This window comes from Protofrankia sp. Cas3 (assembly GCF_963555955.1).
Classification (GTDB): Bacteria; Actinomycetota; Actinomycetes; order Frankiales; family Frankiaceae; genus Protofrankia.
In genome coordinates, this window is the sequence record NZ_CAUVXP010000057.1 from 15,966 (window position 1) to 32,253 (window position 16,288).

11 protein-coding genes and 1 pseudogene are annotated in these 16,288 nt (G+C 67.9%); 2 read left to right on the forward strand and 10 right to left on the reverse strand.

Going from position 1 to position 16,288, the window contains the following annotated elements:
* Positions 1-19 precede the first annotated feature (19 nt).
* From U9983_RS12910 to U9983_RS12925, 4 genes are all read right to left on the reverse strand, one after another.
* Positions 20-2,176 carry an MMPL family transporter gene (locus U9983_RS12910; protein WP_322754253.1) on the reverse strand — a complete coding sequence of 719 codons (2,157 nt, stop codon included), beginning with the start codon at positions 2,174-2,176 and terminating at the stop codon, positions 20-22.
* 142 nt (positions 2,177-2,318) lie between these two features.
* The gene (locus U9983_RS12915) at positions 2,319-3,017 is read right to left on the reverse strand and encodes a RibD family protein (protein ID WP_322754254.1); all 699 of its coding nucleotides are present in this window, start codon (positions 3,015-3,017) and stop codon (positions 2,319-2,321) included.
* Entirely contained in the window at positions 3,010-3,936 is a 927-nt protein-coding gene (locus U9983_RS12920; RefSeq protein WP_322750373.1) for a pseudouridine-5'-phosphate glycosidase, read from the reverse strand. The genes U9983_RS12915 and U9983_RS12920 overlap by 8 nt, the downstream gene beginning before the upstream one ends.
* A gap of 58 nt (positions 3,937-3,994) precedes the next feature.
* On the reverse strand, positions 3,995-4,807 hold the full coding sequence (locus U9983_RS12925; protein ID WP_322754255.1) for a polysaccharide deacetylase family protein: 813 nt from the start codon (positions 4,805-4,807) through the stop codon (positions 3,995-3,997).
* A 184-nt stretch (positions 4,808-4,991) separates the two neighbouring features.
* Between U9983_RS12925 and U9983_RS12930 the strand changes: the two genes are divergently transcribed.
* Positions 4,992-6,281 (forward strand): HNH endonuclease signature motif containing protein, encoded by a 1,290-nt coding sequence (locus U9983_RS12930; RefSeq protein WP_322754256.1) that lies wholly within the window; start codon positions 4,992-4,994, stop codon positions 6,279-6,281.
* A gap of 28 nt (positions 6,282-6,309) precedes the next feature.
* Here the strand turns inward: U9983_RS12930 and clpB are convergent, their stop codons facing one another.
* From clpB to U9983_RS12960, 6 genes are all read right to left on the reverse strand, one after another.
* Entirely contained in the window at positions 6,310-8,916 is a 2,607-nt protein-coding gene (gene clpB, locus U9983_RS12935; RefSeq protein WP_322754257.1) for an ATP-dependent chaperone ClpB, read from the reverse strand.
* A 174-nt stretch (positions 8,917-9,090) separates the two neighbouring features.
* Positions 9,091-9,579, reverse strand: coding sequence for a heat shock protein transcriptional repressor HspR (locus U9983_RS12940; RefSeq protein ID WP_322748415.1), 489 nt, complete (start codon positions 9,577-9,579; stop codon positions 9,091-9,093).
* Positions 9,576-10,754: a molecular chaperone DnaJ gene (dnaJ, locus tag U9983_RS12945; RefSeq protein WP_322754258.1), complete on the reverse strand. Its 1,179-nt coding sequence runs from the start codon at positions 10,752-10,754 to the stop codon at positions 9,576-9,578. The genes U9983_RS12940 and dnaJ overlap by 4 nt, the downstream gene beginning before the upstream one ends.
* Before the next feature lie 79 nt (positions 10,755-10,833).
* Positions 10,834-11,616, reverse strand: a complete 783-nt coding sequence (grpE, locus tag U9983_RS12950) for a nucleotide exchange factor GrpE (protein ID WP_322754259.1) — start codon at positions 11,614-11,616, stop codon at positions 10,834-10,836.
* Positions 11,613-13,460: a molecular chaperone DnaK gene (gene dnaK / locus U9983_RS12955; protein ID WP_322754260.1), complete on the reverse strand. Its 1,848-nt coding sequence runs from the start codon at positions 13,458-13,460 to the stop codon at positions 11,613-11,615. The genes grpE and dnaK overlap by 4 nt, the downstream gene beginning before the upstream one ends.
* Before the next feature lie 481 nt (positions 13,461-13,941).
* On the reverse strand, positions 13,942-15,060 hold the full coding sequence (locus U9983_RS12960; RefSeq protein WP_322754261.1) for a nuclease-related domain-containing protein: 1,119 nt from the start codon (positions 15,058-15,060) through the stop codon (positions 13,942-13,944).
* 467 nt (positions 15,061-15,527) lie between these two features.
* On the opposite strand from U9983_RS12960, the pseudogene U9983_RS12965 reads away from it, so the two are divergent.
* Positions 15,528-16,288, forward strand: a pseudogene (locus tag U9983_RS12965) (Fe-S oxidoreductase); the annotation flags it as partial.

The following is a 16,288-nucleotide window of genomic DNA, read 5'->3' on the forward strand; positions in this document are numbered from 1 at the left end:
CGGATGACAGGCGGTGCGATCATGGTTTTCTTCGCACCGCCGGCGGCCCCACAAGAACCTCGTTGCCGACGCTACCTACGCTACCGGGGGGATCGGTGCCGGCTGCCGGTCCCGGCGGCCCCGCAGGCAGCCTTGCCAGGCGGCTCGGCCACCAGATTTTCGGGCCGATGTCGAGCGCCAGCGCGGGCACGAGGATCGAGCGCACCACGAAGGTGTCGACCAGCACTCCGAACGCGACCAGAAAGCCCACCTCCGCGAGCTGCACCAGTGGAAGGATGAACAGCACCGAGAAGGTGGCCGCCAGCACGACTCCCGCCGAGGTGATGACGCCGCCGGTGACGGCCAGCCCGCGGCGCGCGCCTGCACGGGGGCCGAGTCTCTCGGCTTCTTCCCGAACCCTGATCATCAGGAAGATGTTGTAGTCGATTCCCAGCGCCACCAGGAATATGAATCCCAGGAGCGGCAGGGACGGGTCGGCTCCGGCAAAGCCGAACAGCCAGTCATAGGCGAGCGCACTGGCGCCGAGCGCGGCGAGGAACGAGAGCACCACGGTTGCGATCAGGAGTACTGGAGTGACCACCGCTCTCAGGAGCAACCCGAGAATCACGGCCAGGACTCCCAGGACCACCGGAATGATTATTTTCTGGTCGCGTACGGAGGCGGTGCGTACGTCCAGGTTCACCGCTGTGGTTCCGCCGACCAGCGCGTCCGCGGCAGGTATCGCGTGGACGGCACTCCGGAGCGCTTTGATCGTGTCGAAGGACGCCTGTGTGTCGGGCGGTTGTGCGAGAATAACGACGAACTGGACCAGGGTCGCTCCGCGGCCGGTTTCCCCGACAGTGATGACCGCGGGATTCCTGCGAATGGTGGAAAGCACGTCGTCCGCGGCCGTGATATTGGCGATGACATATGTTGGCGCGGTCGCGCCGGCCGGGAAACTTCGCTGCGCGAGTTCCTGACCCACCACGGAATCCACCGGTTTGGTGAATCCCTGGTCCCCGCGCAGGCTCGTGTCCAGATGCAGGGTCGCGAACGCGAGCCCGGTAAGCATCAGGGTGGTCGCGATCCACACGAGGCGGGGCCGCGCGGCAATTCTGGCGCCGGCACGTGACCAGAAGCCGGATTCCTCGACGGTGCCCGCGCCGTAACCGGGGATGAACGGCCAGAACAGCCGCCGGCCGCACGCGACGAGTGCGGCCGGGAGAAGCGTCATCATCGTCACCAGCGCCGCGGCTATTCCGATGGCGCCCACCGGGCCGAGACCACGGTCGGAGTTGAGGTCGCCTAACAGCATGCACAGCAGGCCTGCGATGACGGTCGCGGCGGAGGCGACGATTGCCGGCCCGGCCCGCCGGATCGCGACCCGCATCGCCTCGTACACGCTTTCGTAGCGGGTCAGTTCTTCTCGGTATCGAGCGATGAGCAGGAGCGCATAGTCGGTGCCGGCGCCGAACACGAGCACCCGTAATATCCCGGCGCTCTGCCCATTGACGGTCAGGCCGCCATACCTGGCTCCGAGGTAGGTCAGTGCGGTGGCCGCCTGGTCTGCGATGGCGACCGACAGCAGCGGCGCCAGCCACAGGAAAGGGCTGCGGTAGACGATCAGTAGAATGGCCGCGACGACCCCGGCGGTGACGAACAGCAGTGTGGTGTCCACTCCGCTGAACACGTCATAGGAGTCGGTCAGCAGGCCGGCTGGTCCGGCCAGGCCGGTCTGAAGTCCGGGCGGCGCCGCGTGACGCACGATCCGCCGGATCTCCTTGACGTCGTCGGTGAAATCCACGATGTCGGCCCGTTGCGCAAGGCTGATGCTCAGCAGCAACGCGTTGCCGCTGGGGGACGGGACGGGCCCGCCGACCGGGATGACGGAGAACCGCTGGAGTTCGTGGCTGAGCGTTTCGGCTGTCGCCCGGTCGGCGGGGGTCAGTTCGGGATCACGGGCGAGGACGACGATTGCGGGTACCGCGTCCCCACCCGGCAGGAGCTTCTCGGCCGTGAGCACGCGGGTGGACTCGGCGTCGGTGGGCAGGAAGGCTGAGGCGTCGTTCGTCTGCGCGCCGGTCAGCCTGCCGGCGAGTGGGGTGGCGACGACCGCTATGATGATCCATAGCAGGAGGGTCACCCACGTGAGTCGCGGCCGGGCCGGCCTTGCCGCGATCTTCCAGGCTTTCGCCACCAGCGCCCTCCGCGTCCAGCCTCCGGTCCCAGACACCGATGGTCGCAGTAAGGCCACGTCACGCGGTAGTGATACGGCGGCCTCCGCTTCCTGTGGGCAGCAGCTTCCGTAGGCAAGGGCATGGGCGTGCCGGCCGGACGCTTCACACCGGGGTCGTCCCGGCGGGCGGGCCGAGCAGGTAGCGCAGCAGGACCACGTCGCCGATCCGGCGGACCTCGGCTAGCTCCATCCGGTGGCCCGGATGGTGCGGGAACGTGCCGTTGCCGACGAAGCGGGGCGCGGCCGGGTCGCCGACGAAGAACGGCGCGATCACCAGGTGGATCTCGTCCGCGAGCCCGGCGGTGAGGAACCGGGTGTGGACCGTGCCGCCGCCTTCGACCATCAGCCGGCGCACGCCATGGGCGGCGAGGTCGGCCAGGACGACGGTCAGGTCGAGTGGGTCCCCGGCGTCCACGATGGATGCCACGTCGGCGAGGCGCTCCCGGGCCCGGGCCGCCGCGGGGCTGGCAGCGTAGACGATTTTCTCGATCGTCCCCTCGGTGAAGAAGGCTGCTGTCGGGTCGAGCTCGCCGCGGCTGGTGATAGTGATCTTAATTGGGCTCTCCGGCAGGCCGCGGGCCGTCCGCTCCTCGCGGCGGGTCGTCGACCGGACCATCAGCCGGGGGTTGTCACGACGGACGGTGTTCGCGCCTACCAGGATGGCGTCGACACCGGCACGGACCTCGTCGACCCGGTCGAAGTCGGCGTCGTTGGACACCAGCAGGCGTCGGTCGGTGGCGTCGTCGATGTAGCCGTCCACGGACATGGCGACCGACAGCAGGACGTACGGGCGTTCAGCCACGCGGGACTCCGACTTCGGCGGACCAGGCGGTGGCGATGTCGGCGGCGACGGTGACGTTGTTGCGGACGACCGCGATGTTCGTCGCCAGGCTGGCACCAGCGGTTTCGCGGTGGAAGGTCTCTAGCAGGAACGGTGTGACGGCCTTCCCGCGTATGTCGCGGCGGGCCGCCGCCGCCAGCGCCTCGGCCAGAACGCGGTCGTGCAGGTCATGGTCGAGCTGCTCGGTCTCAGGCACCGGGTTGGCAACGATCACGGCCGAGCGCAGGCCGAGGGCGTCCGCATCCGCCATGACGGACGCGACCTGGTGCGCTGCGTCCACCCGCCAGTCGAGCGTGAATCCAGTGCGTGACCGGTAGAACCCGGGGAAGATGTCCGTCCGCCAGCCGAGCAGGGTCACGCCGAGGGTTTCGAGCCGCTCGAGGGTGGCGCCGACATCCAGGATCGACTTCACCCCCGCGCAGACCACAGTGATCGGGGTGCGGGCCAGCGTGACCAGGTCCGCGGATTCGTCGGCGCTGTCGGCCCAGCCGCGGTGCACCCCGCCGAGCCCACCGGTGGCGAACACGCGGATGCCGGCGCGGGCGGCGAGCAGCGATGTGGAGGCGACCGTGGTCGCGCCGGTGCGGCGCAGTGCGCAGGCGACCGGGAGATCGCGGACGGACAGTTTCGCAACGTCAGGCGCATCCGCGATCATCGAGAGCGCGCTCGCGTCCAGACCGATCGTGGGCGTCCCGGCAATGACGGCAATCGTCGCCGGGGTCACCCCACGGGCGCGCAGCAGGGCTTCCAGCTCAGCTGCGACCTCGCGATTGCGCGGACGGGGTAGCCCGTGGGCGATCAAGGTCGACTCGAGCGCGACCACCGGGCGTCCCGCAGCCAGCGCCACCCGGACCTCGTCGGCAATCGCCAGCCCTCGCACCGGCCGACATTACTCGTACCGGCTCGTCGGCGTCATCGGTTGCTGTAGCCCGACGGGGTCAGGCGAACAGTTCGCGGACTGTCACCGGACGGAGCCCTTTTTGCTGCAGGCCGGCGACGATCCGTGGCAGGGCCGGAATTGTACCGGCATGCCCGAAGTGCAGGCTTATCACCGAGCCGGGTTGGACCGTTGCCAGTGTGCGCGTGACCACAGCGTCGGCACCGGGGTCGGTGTAGTCGAGGGGATCCACATCGTAGGACAGACAGTGTGCGTAACCGGCGCGGCCGGCCTCGGCGAGTACCGCCGGGGTGCTGTGGTGCATCGCCGACGGCCGGAAGTAGTCCCCCGGTCCGCCGGTCACCCGGTCCATGATTTCTTGCGAGCGCTCCACCTCCGTGCGCACCACGGAAACGCTCTGCCGGTCGAGATCGGCGAGATGGGTGTACGTGTGGTTCCCGATCTCGTGCCCGCCGTCTCTGACGCGACGGGCGTAGTCCGGATACCGCTCCAGCCAGTTGCACACGAACATGCAGGTAATCGGCACACGTGCCTGTGCCACGGCGGCAAGGAGCCCGTCGACCAGGGCGATGTCACCGTTGGTGTGGAATGTCAGGGCCACCTCCGGGCGTCCTGAACTCGCGCGCATCAGTTCGGTTGCGGGCCCGCCCGCCGCGGTCGGCGTCAACGCGGTTGCCGACGGTTGCGCCGGTTGGGAGGCGGCTGCGGGTGCCGCCGGCGCGGGCGAGGGTGCGCCTGCCTCGGGTTGGGCTCCGGCTCGACCGGCGTTGCCTGCGGTCGCCGAGCATCCCATGAGAGTCACGGCGGCCCCGGCCATCAGGATGCGACGGGTCGGCCGACCGGGAATACACACCGGCACACTCTAGCGCCGCTACCCGCATCACAGCCTTGCGTCCACAGCCATGCGTCCACAACCTGGCGCCACAGCGCTGCGCCGGATCACGAGCGCGGGTTCGGCATGTCGTCGACGGGTTGATCGTGGCCGAATCGTCAGCTACACTTCGAACATAAGTTCGACTTTCGGTGGGGGTGGCGGTATGACCGGCAGTATGACCGGCAGTGGGTTGGCTGACCTACCCGGGCTGCGGGGCATGGCGGCCGGGTTCGATCCGTCGGAATTGTCAGCACAGGACGTGGCGGAGTTTGTCATGGAGTTGCGTCGGTTCACCAACGCCTTGGAGGCATTGTGGGTGCGCTCGATCGATCGTCTGGACACGTCGCGGTGGTGGCAGCTCGAGGGTTTCCTGTCCGTGCAGGCGTGGCTGCGCTCCCGTTGCGGGGTGTCGCGGTCCGCAGGGTCGGCAGTGCTGCGCGCGAGTCGGGAGCTGGCGGTGTTACCAGAACTGACGGCCGCGTTCCGCGAGGGTGATGTGTCCTTCGCCCATGTTCGTGCGGTGACCTCGGCGGTGACGCCACAACGTCGGGAGGCGGCGATCAAATCCCATGGGATGTTCACATTTGCGGCTCGGGGGACGGACCCGGCGACGTTGGGGCGGGTCGTGCGTTACTGGGCGCAGGCCTCTGATCCTGACGGCGCGGACAGAGACCGTGACAGGGCACATCGGGCCCGTGGATTGATCGTTTCATCCTCGGTTGAAGGCAAGGTGTTCCTGGATGCACAGTTCGACGCCGAGGGTGGAGAGACCGTCACCGCGGCGTTGGACGCGGCGATGGGAGGCGCACCCACAGTGGGCGATGACCGGTCAAAGGCGCAGCGGCGGGCGGATGCCCTGATCGAAATCGCCAGGCATTACCTGGGCCAGGCAGATCTTTCCCAGGTGCATGGACATCGTCCCCAGCTGACCGCAGTGGTCGATGTCGCGACGCTGGTACCGCCGCCGGGGCAACCGGGCGTCGACTGGGTCGGACCCGCTGCGGCGCGATCGCAGGGACGCGAGCCCACAACGGAACCCGGTGGGGAGCTCCCCGCCGGGTTCACCGCCCGGGCGGGCTTCGCCGGTGGCGGGCTCATCGGTCACGCCGCCGTCCGGAGACTGGCCTGCGACGCGCGGGTGACCCGGCTGTTGACCTGGGGTGACAGCGAGATTCTGGAGCTGGGCCGAGCCACTCCTACTGTTTCTCCAGCGCAGTACCGTGCGCTGGAGCTCCGCGACGGTGGATGCGTCTATCCGGGATGCGATCGTCCACCCTCTTTCTGCGACAGCCATCATCTCGTGCACTGGATTGATGGGGGACCCACCGACCTCGCCAACCTCGTCCTCCAGTGCGGGCGACATCACCGTAGGCTCCATGAGGATGGCGAGATCCTCCACCGCGATGACACCGGCAACTGGCGGATCCGCACGGCCACTGTCGGGCCATCGTGACGAACCCATCGTGGTGAACCCGGCTGGGTCACGCCGCGCGGACGGCCGGTTGAACACGGAGGCCGGGTCGGTCCGGGTCGACCTCCACGACGACTTCGTCGCCGTCCCGCACGATGCCGGCGAGCAGCTCCCGGGCGAGCGAGTCGCCGATCGAGGTCTGCACCAGCCGGCGCAGCGGGCGTGCCCCGAAGACCGGATCAAAGCCGGCGTCGGCGAGCCAGGCCCGCGCTGAGTCCGTGACTGTGAGCGTGATGCGCCGGTCGGTGAGCCGAGCCCGCAGCCGGTCGAGCTGGAGGTCGACGATGCGGGCGAGATCTTCTTTGGCCAGCTGATCGAAGACCAGAACGTCGTCAAGTCGGTTGAGGAACTCGGGCTTGAACGCCTCCCGGACGATGACCATCACCGAGTCGCGTCGCACCTGGGGTGACAGGGTCGGGTCCGCGATGAACTGCGACCCGAGGTTGGACGTCATTACCACGATCGTGCTGCGGAAGTCGACCGTTCTGCCCTGACCGTCGGTGAGGCGTCCGTCGTCGAGCACCTGCAGCAGAATGTCGAAGACGTCGGGATGCGCCTTCTCGACCTCGTCCAGCAGGATCACGCTGTACGGACGCCGGCGGATGGCCTCGGTGAGCTGCCCGCCGGACTCGAACCCGATATAGCCGGGCGGCGCGCCGATGAGCCTGGCCACCGAGTGTTTCTCGGCATATTCGCTCATGTCGATGCGCACCACGGCCCGTTCGTCGTCGAACAGGAAGTCGGCGAGTGCTCTCGCCAGCTCGGTTTTCCCGACGCCGGTGGGACCAAGGAAGAGGAACGAGCCGGTCGGCCGATCCGGGTCGGAGATGCCGGCGCGAGCGCGGCGCACGGCGTCGGAGACAGCACCTACCGCGGCATGCTGCCCGATCACGCGGGCGTGCAGTTCGTCCTCCATGCGGAGCAGTTTGGCGCTCTCACCCTCCAGGAGCCGGCCGGCGGGAATGCCGGTCCAGGATGCGACAACCTCGGCGACGTCGTCCGGGCCGACCTCCTCCTTCAGCATCGCGCCGCCGGGCTCGTCTGGGCCGGGTAGCGCGTCGGTTGCCGCCGCGAGCCGCTTCTCCAGCATCGGGATCATGCCGTAACGCAGCTCGCCGGCCTTGGCCAGGTCAAGATCCCGTTCGGCGACCTCGACGGCGCGCTTGGCGTTCTCCAGCTCCTCCTTGACCTTCTGCACCTCGACGATGGAACTCTTCTCCGCCTGCCACCTGGCGGTGAGGCTTGTCAGCTCCGCCCGCTTGTCGACCCGCTCGCGTTGGAGGCGGCCCAGGCGCTCCTTCGACGCGTCGTCGCTCTCCTTGGACAGCGCCATCTCCTCGATCTCCAGACGCCGTACGGCCCGTTCCAGCTCGTCGATGGCCACGGGTCGGCTGTCGATCTCCATCCGGAGGCGGGATGCGGCCTCGTCCACCAGGTCGATTGCCTTGTCGGGCAGGAACCGCCCGCTGACGTACCGGTCGGAGAGGGTGGCCGCGGCGACGAGGGCCGCATCGGTGATGCGCACGCCGTGGTGCACCTCGTACCGCTCTTTGAGCCCGCGCAGGATACCGATGGTGTCCTCGGCCGAGGGCTCGCCGACCAGTACCGGCTGGAATCGGCGCTCCAGGGCCGGGTCCTTCTCGATGCGGGTGCGGTACTCGTTGAGGGTTGTTGCGCCGATCATTCGCAGCTCGCCGCGGGCGAGCATGGGCTTGAGCATGTTGCCCGCGTCCATGGCACCTTCGGCGGCGCCGGCACCGACCACCGTGTGCAGCTCGTCGATGAACGTGATGAGCCGACCTTCGGCGGACCGGATTTCGTTGAGGACGGCCCGTAGCCGTTCCTCGAATTCACCGCGCAGTTTCGACCCGGCCACCATCGACCCGAGGTCGAGCGACACGATGCGGCGGTCGCGCAGGGACTCTGGAACGTCACCGGCGACGACCCGCAGTGCGAGCCCTTCGACGATCGCGGTCTTGCCGACGCCGGGCTCGCCGATGAGGACGGGGTTGTTCTTCGTCCGTCTCGACAGGACCTGCACAACCCGCCGAATCTCGGCGTCGCGGCCGATGACCGGATCGAGCTTGCCGGCTCGAGCCTGCTCGGTGAGGTCGACGGAGAACTTCTCCAACGCCCGGTAGGAGTCCTCGGGATCGCGGCTGGTCACCCGGTGGACACCACCGCGGACGGTTTCGAAGGCGCCACGCAGGGTTTCAGCGGTTGCGCCGAACTCGGTGAGCACCCGCGCCGCCTCGCCGCCCTCCTCTGCGAGCGCGACCAACAGGTGCTCCACTGAGGTGTACTCGTCGCCGAGCCGGTTCGCCTGCCGCTCGGCGTTGTCCAGGACGGTGATGAGCTGCCGGGACAGCTGAGGTGGGGAGACGCTGGCGCCGGTGGCGTGCGGCAGCCGGCTGACCGCGGCCTCGGCACGGGCGCGTACCTGGGCAAGCGGGGCCCCGGTGACGTCAAGGAGGTCGACTGCGACCCCGCCCGACTGACTCAGGACGGCTACGAGTAGATGTAGCGGGTCGACGAGCGGTGAGCCGTCGCCGGTAGCGCGGCTGACTGCGGAGGAGAGTGCTTCCTGGGAGCGAGCGGTGAGCCGGTCCACGTTCATGGGAGTCCTAGAATGATCGTTTAGTTGATTCCATCTTCATTAACGCTCAGAATAGTTGAGTCGTTCCGGCTTAAGATTGGGTCTCGCAAGGCAGTCGGGTCCAGCAGCAGCGGGCGCGGCGCTGTCGTGCCTGGGTTTGTCGTGCCTGGGCGCAGGTGGCTGGGCGCAGGTGGTCTAACGACGCGGGCCGGGTCGCCAGACCACGATCGCACCGCGGTCGACCGGAACAAGATCCCGCCGGTGGCTCTTGTGCGCCTCGGCCACCCGGCGTTCGGCGTCGGCGCGGGCCAGCGCCAGCTCCTCGGTAAGTTGGCGGACCTGCGCCTGTAGGATCATCACCTGGCTGCCCAGCTCCAGGATCCGGCGGATCCCCGCAAGGTTGACCCCCTCCTCCTGGGACAGCCGTTGTACCTCCCGCAGCAGCGCCACATCCCGGACGGAGTATCGCCGGCCGCGTCCGGATGTGCGACCCGGAGTCACCAGCCCCAGCCGGTCGTAGGCCCGCAGCGTCTGCGGGTGCATGCCGGCCAGCTGCGCGGCAATGGAGATCACATACACGGGAGTGTCGTCGTCGTGCGCCGGCCCGGGGCCGGGCCGGGGTGCCGCAGGCAGACCGTTCGGTGGGAGCGGCGGATCGGCCGTTCGGCTCGGCCGTGGTTTCATGGCCGGCCCTCCATCTGTGCCATCAGCGACGTGCGTGGATCTTCGGGATGGGCGTGCGCGAACTCCTGTAGCGCGGTGCGGGCCTTGGGGGAGAGGTCAGCGGGCCGTGGCACCGTGACTTCGATCGTCACGATGAGGTCACCGTGGCCGTGGCCGCCCCGCGGCACCCCGCGGTCCCGAACCCGCAGGCGCTGCCCGCTCGACGTTCCGGACGGAACCTTCACCGTCAGCGGGGCACCGTCGATCGTCGGAACCTTGACCGATGCACCCAGCGCGGCTTCGGTGAAGGTCACCGGCAGGATGATCGTCAGGTTGTGCCCCTCACGGCCGAAAACCGGGTGGGCCAGCACGTGGACGGTGACTTCGAGGTCGCCGGACTGCCCGCCGCGTTCACCCGGCGATCCGCGGCCCCGGACCCGGAGCCGTTGACCGTCCGCGACCCCTGGTGGGATACGGATCCGCTGTTCGCGTTCCCGCCGTCCCGTGCCCAGGCAGCTCGGGCACGGTGATTCAATGATCGTCCCTTTGCCGATGCAGTCACGGCACGGCTCCGACAGGGCAAACCCACCCTGCGAACGGGACACCACGCCCAGGCCCCGGCAGGTCGTGCATGTTCGCGGCATCGTGCCCGGCCGGGCGCCGCTTCCCACGCAGGTGACGCAGGTCGCGGCGCCCGGCAGGCGGACGGTGGCCTCAAGCCCGGTCAGGGTCTTCTCGAACGGGATCGTGACCTCGGCCGCGATGTCGCTGCCACGGCGAGGGCCACGGCCGCTTGGCGACCGTTGGAAGAGGTTGTCGAACAGACCCCCGAGGCCGCCGGGACCGGGGCCCGCGCCCGCCCCGCCCAGCAGGTCATCCAGGTTGAACGCACCGCCTGCGCCGTACCCGCCCGGTTGGTAGCCGTAACCACCCGTGGGATGGCCCGCGGTGCCACCCGCGGCGAACAGCGCCCGCGCCTCGTCGTACTCCCGGCGCCGGGACTCGTCCGACAGCACGTCGTAGGCCTCGGAGACCTCCTTGAAGCGCGCCTCTGCCTTCGGGTCATCGGGGTTCTTGTCCGGATGCAGCTCGAGGGCAAGCCGGCGGTAGGCCTTCTTGATATCGGTAGCCGAGGCGTCCTTGGGGACGCCGAGAGCGGCGTAGTAATCCTTTTCGACCATGTCACGAACACTCACGGCGCCCCTCCTTTCACCATCATGTCGTGTATCGACGCTCGAAGCGGACGTTGTCTGGCAAAAGGGCGGATGGCATCGACTACTCGACGGCTTCCGTCGCGCCGCCTCCCGCATTCGGCGTGCTTCCCGCCGTCGCGTCTCGCACGCTCTGGTTCATGTCAGCCTCGATGGCAGTCTCGGCGGCCGCACCCGCACCCGCGTCGGCATCCGCGTCGGCATCCGGCGCCGGCTCCGCGACCGATACCTGGGCCGGGCGCAGTACCCGACCGGCGTGGCGATAGCCGGCGCGGAAGACGTCCACGCAGGTCGACCGGGTCACCTGCGAGGAGTAGGTGTGCATGAGCGCGTCGTGGATCAACGGGTCGAACTCGTCGCCCTGGGAGCCGAACCGCTCAAGGCCGGCGGTCTCAAGCGCGCTCTCCAGCGACTCGGCGACCGCCTTGAACGGACCCTCCAGATCGCCATGGTCACGTGCCCGGCCGATGTCGTCGAGGGTGGGCAGCAGCACCGCCAGCAGCTTTCCCGTCGCCTGCTCGGCCATGACCTGGCGGTCCCGCTCGACGCGGCGGCGGTAGTTGTCGAACTCGGCCTTGAGCCGCTGGAGGTCGGCGGTGCGTTCGACGACCTGCTGACGCAGGGACTCCAGCAACTCCCCACCGTCGGTTGCGGCGCCCACGCTCGCGGCGCCTGCAGGGCTCGCGGCCGCCGCGGCGGCGTCGCCGGTAGCCTTTGTCTCCACCCGGATGGCGTCCCCTCGTACCTGCCCGCTCTCGGGATCAATGCGGCGCTTGTCCCGGACGATCACGGGTTCGTCCGGCGTGGACATGCTGAGCGTCCAGTCATCCCCGCGCGCCGAGGTCACTTCTTGTCCTCCTCGTCCACTATCTCGGCGTCCACGACGTCGTCGTCCGTGCCCGGACCGCCCGCGCCGGCCGGACCGCCTGCTCCGCCCGCGCCGGCCGCGCTCTGCGCATCGGCGTAGAGCGACTGACCCATCGCGGAGCTGGCCTTGGCGAGCTCGCCGGTGGCCTCGCGAATGGCCGCGATGTCGGTACCGCCGACCGCCGCGCGCAGCGTCGACAGCTTCTCCTCCACATCGACCTTGATCGCTGCTTCGATCTTGTCGCCGTTCTCGGCCAGGAACCGCTCGGTGGAGTACACGAGCGTTTCGCCCTGGTTGCGGGTCTCGGCCTCCTCGCGGCGCTTGCGGTCCTCCTCGGCATACTGCTCGGCGTCACGGACCATCTTGTCGATGTCGTCCTTGGGCAGCGCCGAGCCGCCTGTGATCGTCATCGACTGTTCCTTGCCGGTTCCCAGGTCCTTCGCGGAGACGTGGACGATCCCGTTGGCGTCGATGTCGAAGGTGACCTCGATCTGCGGGATGCCGCGGGGTGCCGGCGGCAGGCCGGTGAGCTCGAACATGCCGAGCTTCTTGTTGTAGGACGCCATCTCGCGCTCGCCCTGGAAGACCTGGATCTGGACGGAGGGCTGGCTGTCCTCGGCGGTGGTGAAGATTTCCGACCGCTTGGTGGGGATGGTCGTGTTGCGCTCGATGAGCTTGGTCATGATCCCGCCCTTGGTCTCGATGCCGAGGGACAGCGGGGTGACGTCGAGCAGCAGGACGTCCTTGACCTCACCCTTGAGGACACCGGCCTGCAGGGATGCGCCCACGGCGACGACCTCGTCGGGGTTGACACCCTTGTTCGGCTCCTTGCCGCCGGTGAGCTCGCGGACCAGGTCGACCACGGCCGGCATCCGGGTGGAGCCACCCACGAGCACGACATGGTCGATGTCGCTGACCTTGACCCCGGCGTCCTTCACGGCCTGCTGGAAGGGGTGCTTGCAGCGGTCGATCAGATCGGAGGTCATCCGCTGGAACTCCGAGCGGGTCAGGGTGACGTCCAGGTGCAGCGGGCCCTCGGCCGAGGCGGTGATGTAGGGCAGGTTGATGCTTGTCTGGGTGGACTGCGACAGTTCGATTTTGGCCTTCTCGGCGGCTTCCCGCAGGCGCTGCAGGGCCATTTTGTCCTTGCCGAGGTCGACGCCGTGCTGACCGGAGAAGGTCTTGATCAGGTGGTCGGTGACGCGCTGGTCCCAGTCGTCGCCACCGAGGTGGGTGTCACCGGAGGTTGACTTCACCTCGACAACGCCGTCGCCGATCTCCAGCAGGGACACGTCGAAGGTGCCGCCACCGAGGTCGAAGACCAGAATGGTCTGTTCCTTCTCGCCCTTGTCCAGGCCGTAGGCAAGGGCGGCCGCGGTGGGCTCGTTCACGATGCGCAGGACGTTGAGACCGGCGATGGTGCCCGCCTCGGTCGTCGCCTGACGCTGGGCGTCGTCGAAGTAGGCGGGCACGGTGATGACCGCGTCGGCCACGGTCTCACCGAGGTAGGACTCGGCATCCCGCTTGAGCTTCTGGAGGATGAAGGCGCTGATCTGCTGCGGAGTGAAGTCCTTGGTGTCGACCTTCATCTTCCAGTCGGTGCCCATGTGGCGCTTGACCGACCGGATGGTCCGTTCGACGTTCGTGACCGCCTGCCGTTTCGCGACTTCGCCAACCAGGACCTCGCCGTTCTTGGCGAAGGCGACGACGGACGGGGTCGTCCGGGAGCCCTCGGCATTGGCGATCACCGTGGGCTCGCCGCCCTCGAGCACGCTCACGACGGAGTTCGTGGTGCCGAGGTCGATACCGACCGCTCGTGCCATGTCTGTGTGCCTCTCAGATCAGGACGGCCCGGCTGCTCGGTTCTCTCGGGAACTCGGCCGGGACCGCTCGGGTAGTAGTTGAGTCCTTCGCACTCAGAATCTAATGATAGCCAGGCCATCGTCAAACATGAGTTGCTCAGACTCAATGTTCCTGAGGACGGTTCTGTTCCCGAGCTGCGGCAGGCCGCCTCGGCCGCCACGGGGGATGCGAGACCGGCCGGGCGGGACGCGACAACAACCCACCGCCCAGGCCTACCAGCCCAGGCCTACCAGCCCAGGCCTACCAGCCCAGGCCTACCAGCCCAGGTCCGTCGGCCGTCTGTGCAGGGGGATGCGGCAGGCCAGGGGCTGGCGGGCTGGCGGGAACGGGGCGTTGACGAATCAGGCGCTGAACGGAGCGCCGGGATCCTGTGGGTCCGGGCCACGACGGTCAGCCGGGTAGTCGTCCCGGTTCGAGTCCGGGTCCCTGTTGCCGGTCGCTCTAAGCGTCGGTCATGCCCGTGAGTTCGTTGATGAGATCCCCGTCGTCGTCCCCGTCGTCGTCCCTGTCGTCGTCCCCGCGGTCGTCATCGGTACGTCCCGTCGGGATGGCGGACCGGCCGCCTGCTTCGGCAAGTCGCGCGAGATCACTTTCGATCTTCATCACTCGATCGACCATGTCGGTAGCGTCGCCACCGCGTTCACGAATGGTGCGCAGCGTGTCCATCAACGTGAGCCATTGGTCGCGGTCGACGGTGACGGAGTCGGCGAGCTGGTTGAGCGAGTACGTCGGGAACAGACGCTGGACGACGGCGACCACCTTGGTGACCTCCGCCGGGTTGAGCCGGTCCGGCCGGCCCCGGACATAGGAAACAAGATCCTTCAGGCTGATGAGCGTGACACCTTCGACCGCTCCGTCGCTCCACAGAACGCCCGCCTCGACCATCGCCAGGATCGGCGTGACCGGAATCTTGATCATTGGTGTGGCCGTACGGGTCCGGGCGCGAACCTCGTCCCCGAGCCATTTGGTGAGGTCGAGCGGCTGAGTCAAGGGCTGTCCGTCGACCTTGGCGCCGTCCTTGGTCCCGGCCTTGGCGTAGCGCACGGTGCCGGTGGAGGCGTCGCTCTTTATCACCATGACTCCGCCCGGCCCGACCAGCAGGTGCCCGATGGTCGCCTCGGAACCGGGGACGCGGCGGTCGTGCATGATTACGTATCCATAGCGGCGGAGCCGGTTGATCGCGCTGGCCGTCTTGCGTTCGGCATCGGCGCTCTCGCGCAGCGTCTCGATCTCAGCGACCGGATCGAATGATCGGCCGATCACGATCAGTGGCCAACCGAGCTCGATCAGCAGAAACACGGCCACGGCGATGGAGATCGACAGGCGAAGACCCGACGCGACCAGGACCGCGAATATGACCGCGATGGGGAAGGCGCGCAATGCGGCGCGCGGCACGGTGTGCGCGAGGCGTTCACGCCGCATCTGCGCGTGCTGTTCGCGCGCCCGCTGGTAGGCCATCTGGAGGGAGTAGCCGGGACGGTCCCGGGTATCGCCTCCGAACGGACCTCGCAGCGGGCCCCTGAGCGGGCCCCTGGTCAGGCTCTTGGTCGTACTCGCCATCGTGTCCACCAAGGATCGTGAGGTCGCCAACATCGTCCGGAGCCTTGGCATTCGCAACTCTTCCAAGCGCCGAGCGTCATCGCGACAGCGCGCACGCGTGTTACGGGCCGCACTCATCCTGCAACCGTTGGCCGTGTCAGGACAAGGGAATCCCAGTAATTGGTCCAAGTTTCCCTTGGTTGGCGGGACGTTGGTCCGGTCCGCCCCTGAAAAAAGACAGGTATATGATATAGCTGTTTGATCTAATTTGGATAGCTGTGAGCCAGATCGCCGCTGGCCGGATCGGAGCGTTCTGCCGGTCGCCCTAAGGGCTGCGCGTGACCCGTGTGTGTAGGAAGGTGGGCAGCGACCTGGTAGGCGGCGATCCGGTAGGCGGCGGTCTGACTGGGGTCGGTCTGGTTCGGCGGGCAAGTTACCGACTGGTAGCAGTACGCTCCCACCGTCGGTAGGAGTAACTGGAGGATGTGTTGAGACTCGCTATCGGTGGAGTGATCGCCGTTGTCGCTCTGGCGGTGGCCGGACGACGGTTCTACTGGTTGTTCAGGCTGATCCGCCAGGGTCAGCCCGCTCCCGGTCGGTTCGACGGAGCCGGCGTGCGCCTGTGGAGTGAGATCAGCGAGGTCGGCGGTCAGCGGAAGCTGCTGAAGTGGACGGTCCCCGGGATTGCGCATGCCTTCACCTTCTGGGGCTTCACGATCCTCATGCTGACCGTGATCGAGGCGTTCGGCGCTCTGTTTGATGATCACTTCCACATCCCGCTGTTCGGGCACTGGGCGGCGGTCGGCTTCATTGAGGACTTCTTCACCGTCGCGGTCCTGGCAGGGCTGGCGGCCTTCACGGTCATCCGGCTGCGCAACGCCCCCGCCCGCCTCGAGCGAAAGTCGCGGTTCTACGGGTCACACACGGGGCCGGCCTGGGTCATCCTCGGGATGATCACATCGGTGATGGTCACCCTGCTGATCCTGCGTGGCGCCCAGTTCAACGCCGGCACCCACCCGCAGGGGGACACCAGGTGGGCCTTTGCCTCGTATCTGGTCAGCCGTCCGCTGGACGCCTTCTCGACGTCGATCAACGGGCACATCGAGACGGTCTTCCTACTGCTCAACATCGCCATCATCATGGGCTTCCTGGTGCTGGTCGCCTACTCCAAGCACCTGCACATCTTCCTCGCGCCGATCAACGTCATCACCAAGCGCGAGCCCAGGGCGCTCGGCTCGCTCGGCAGCAC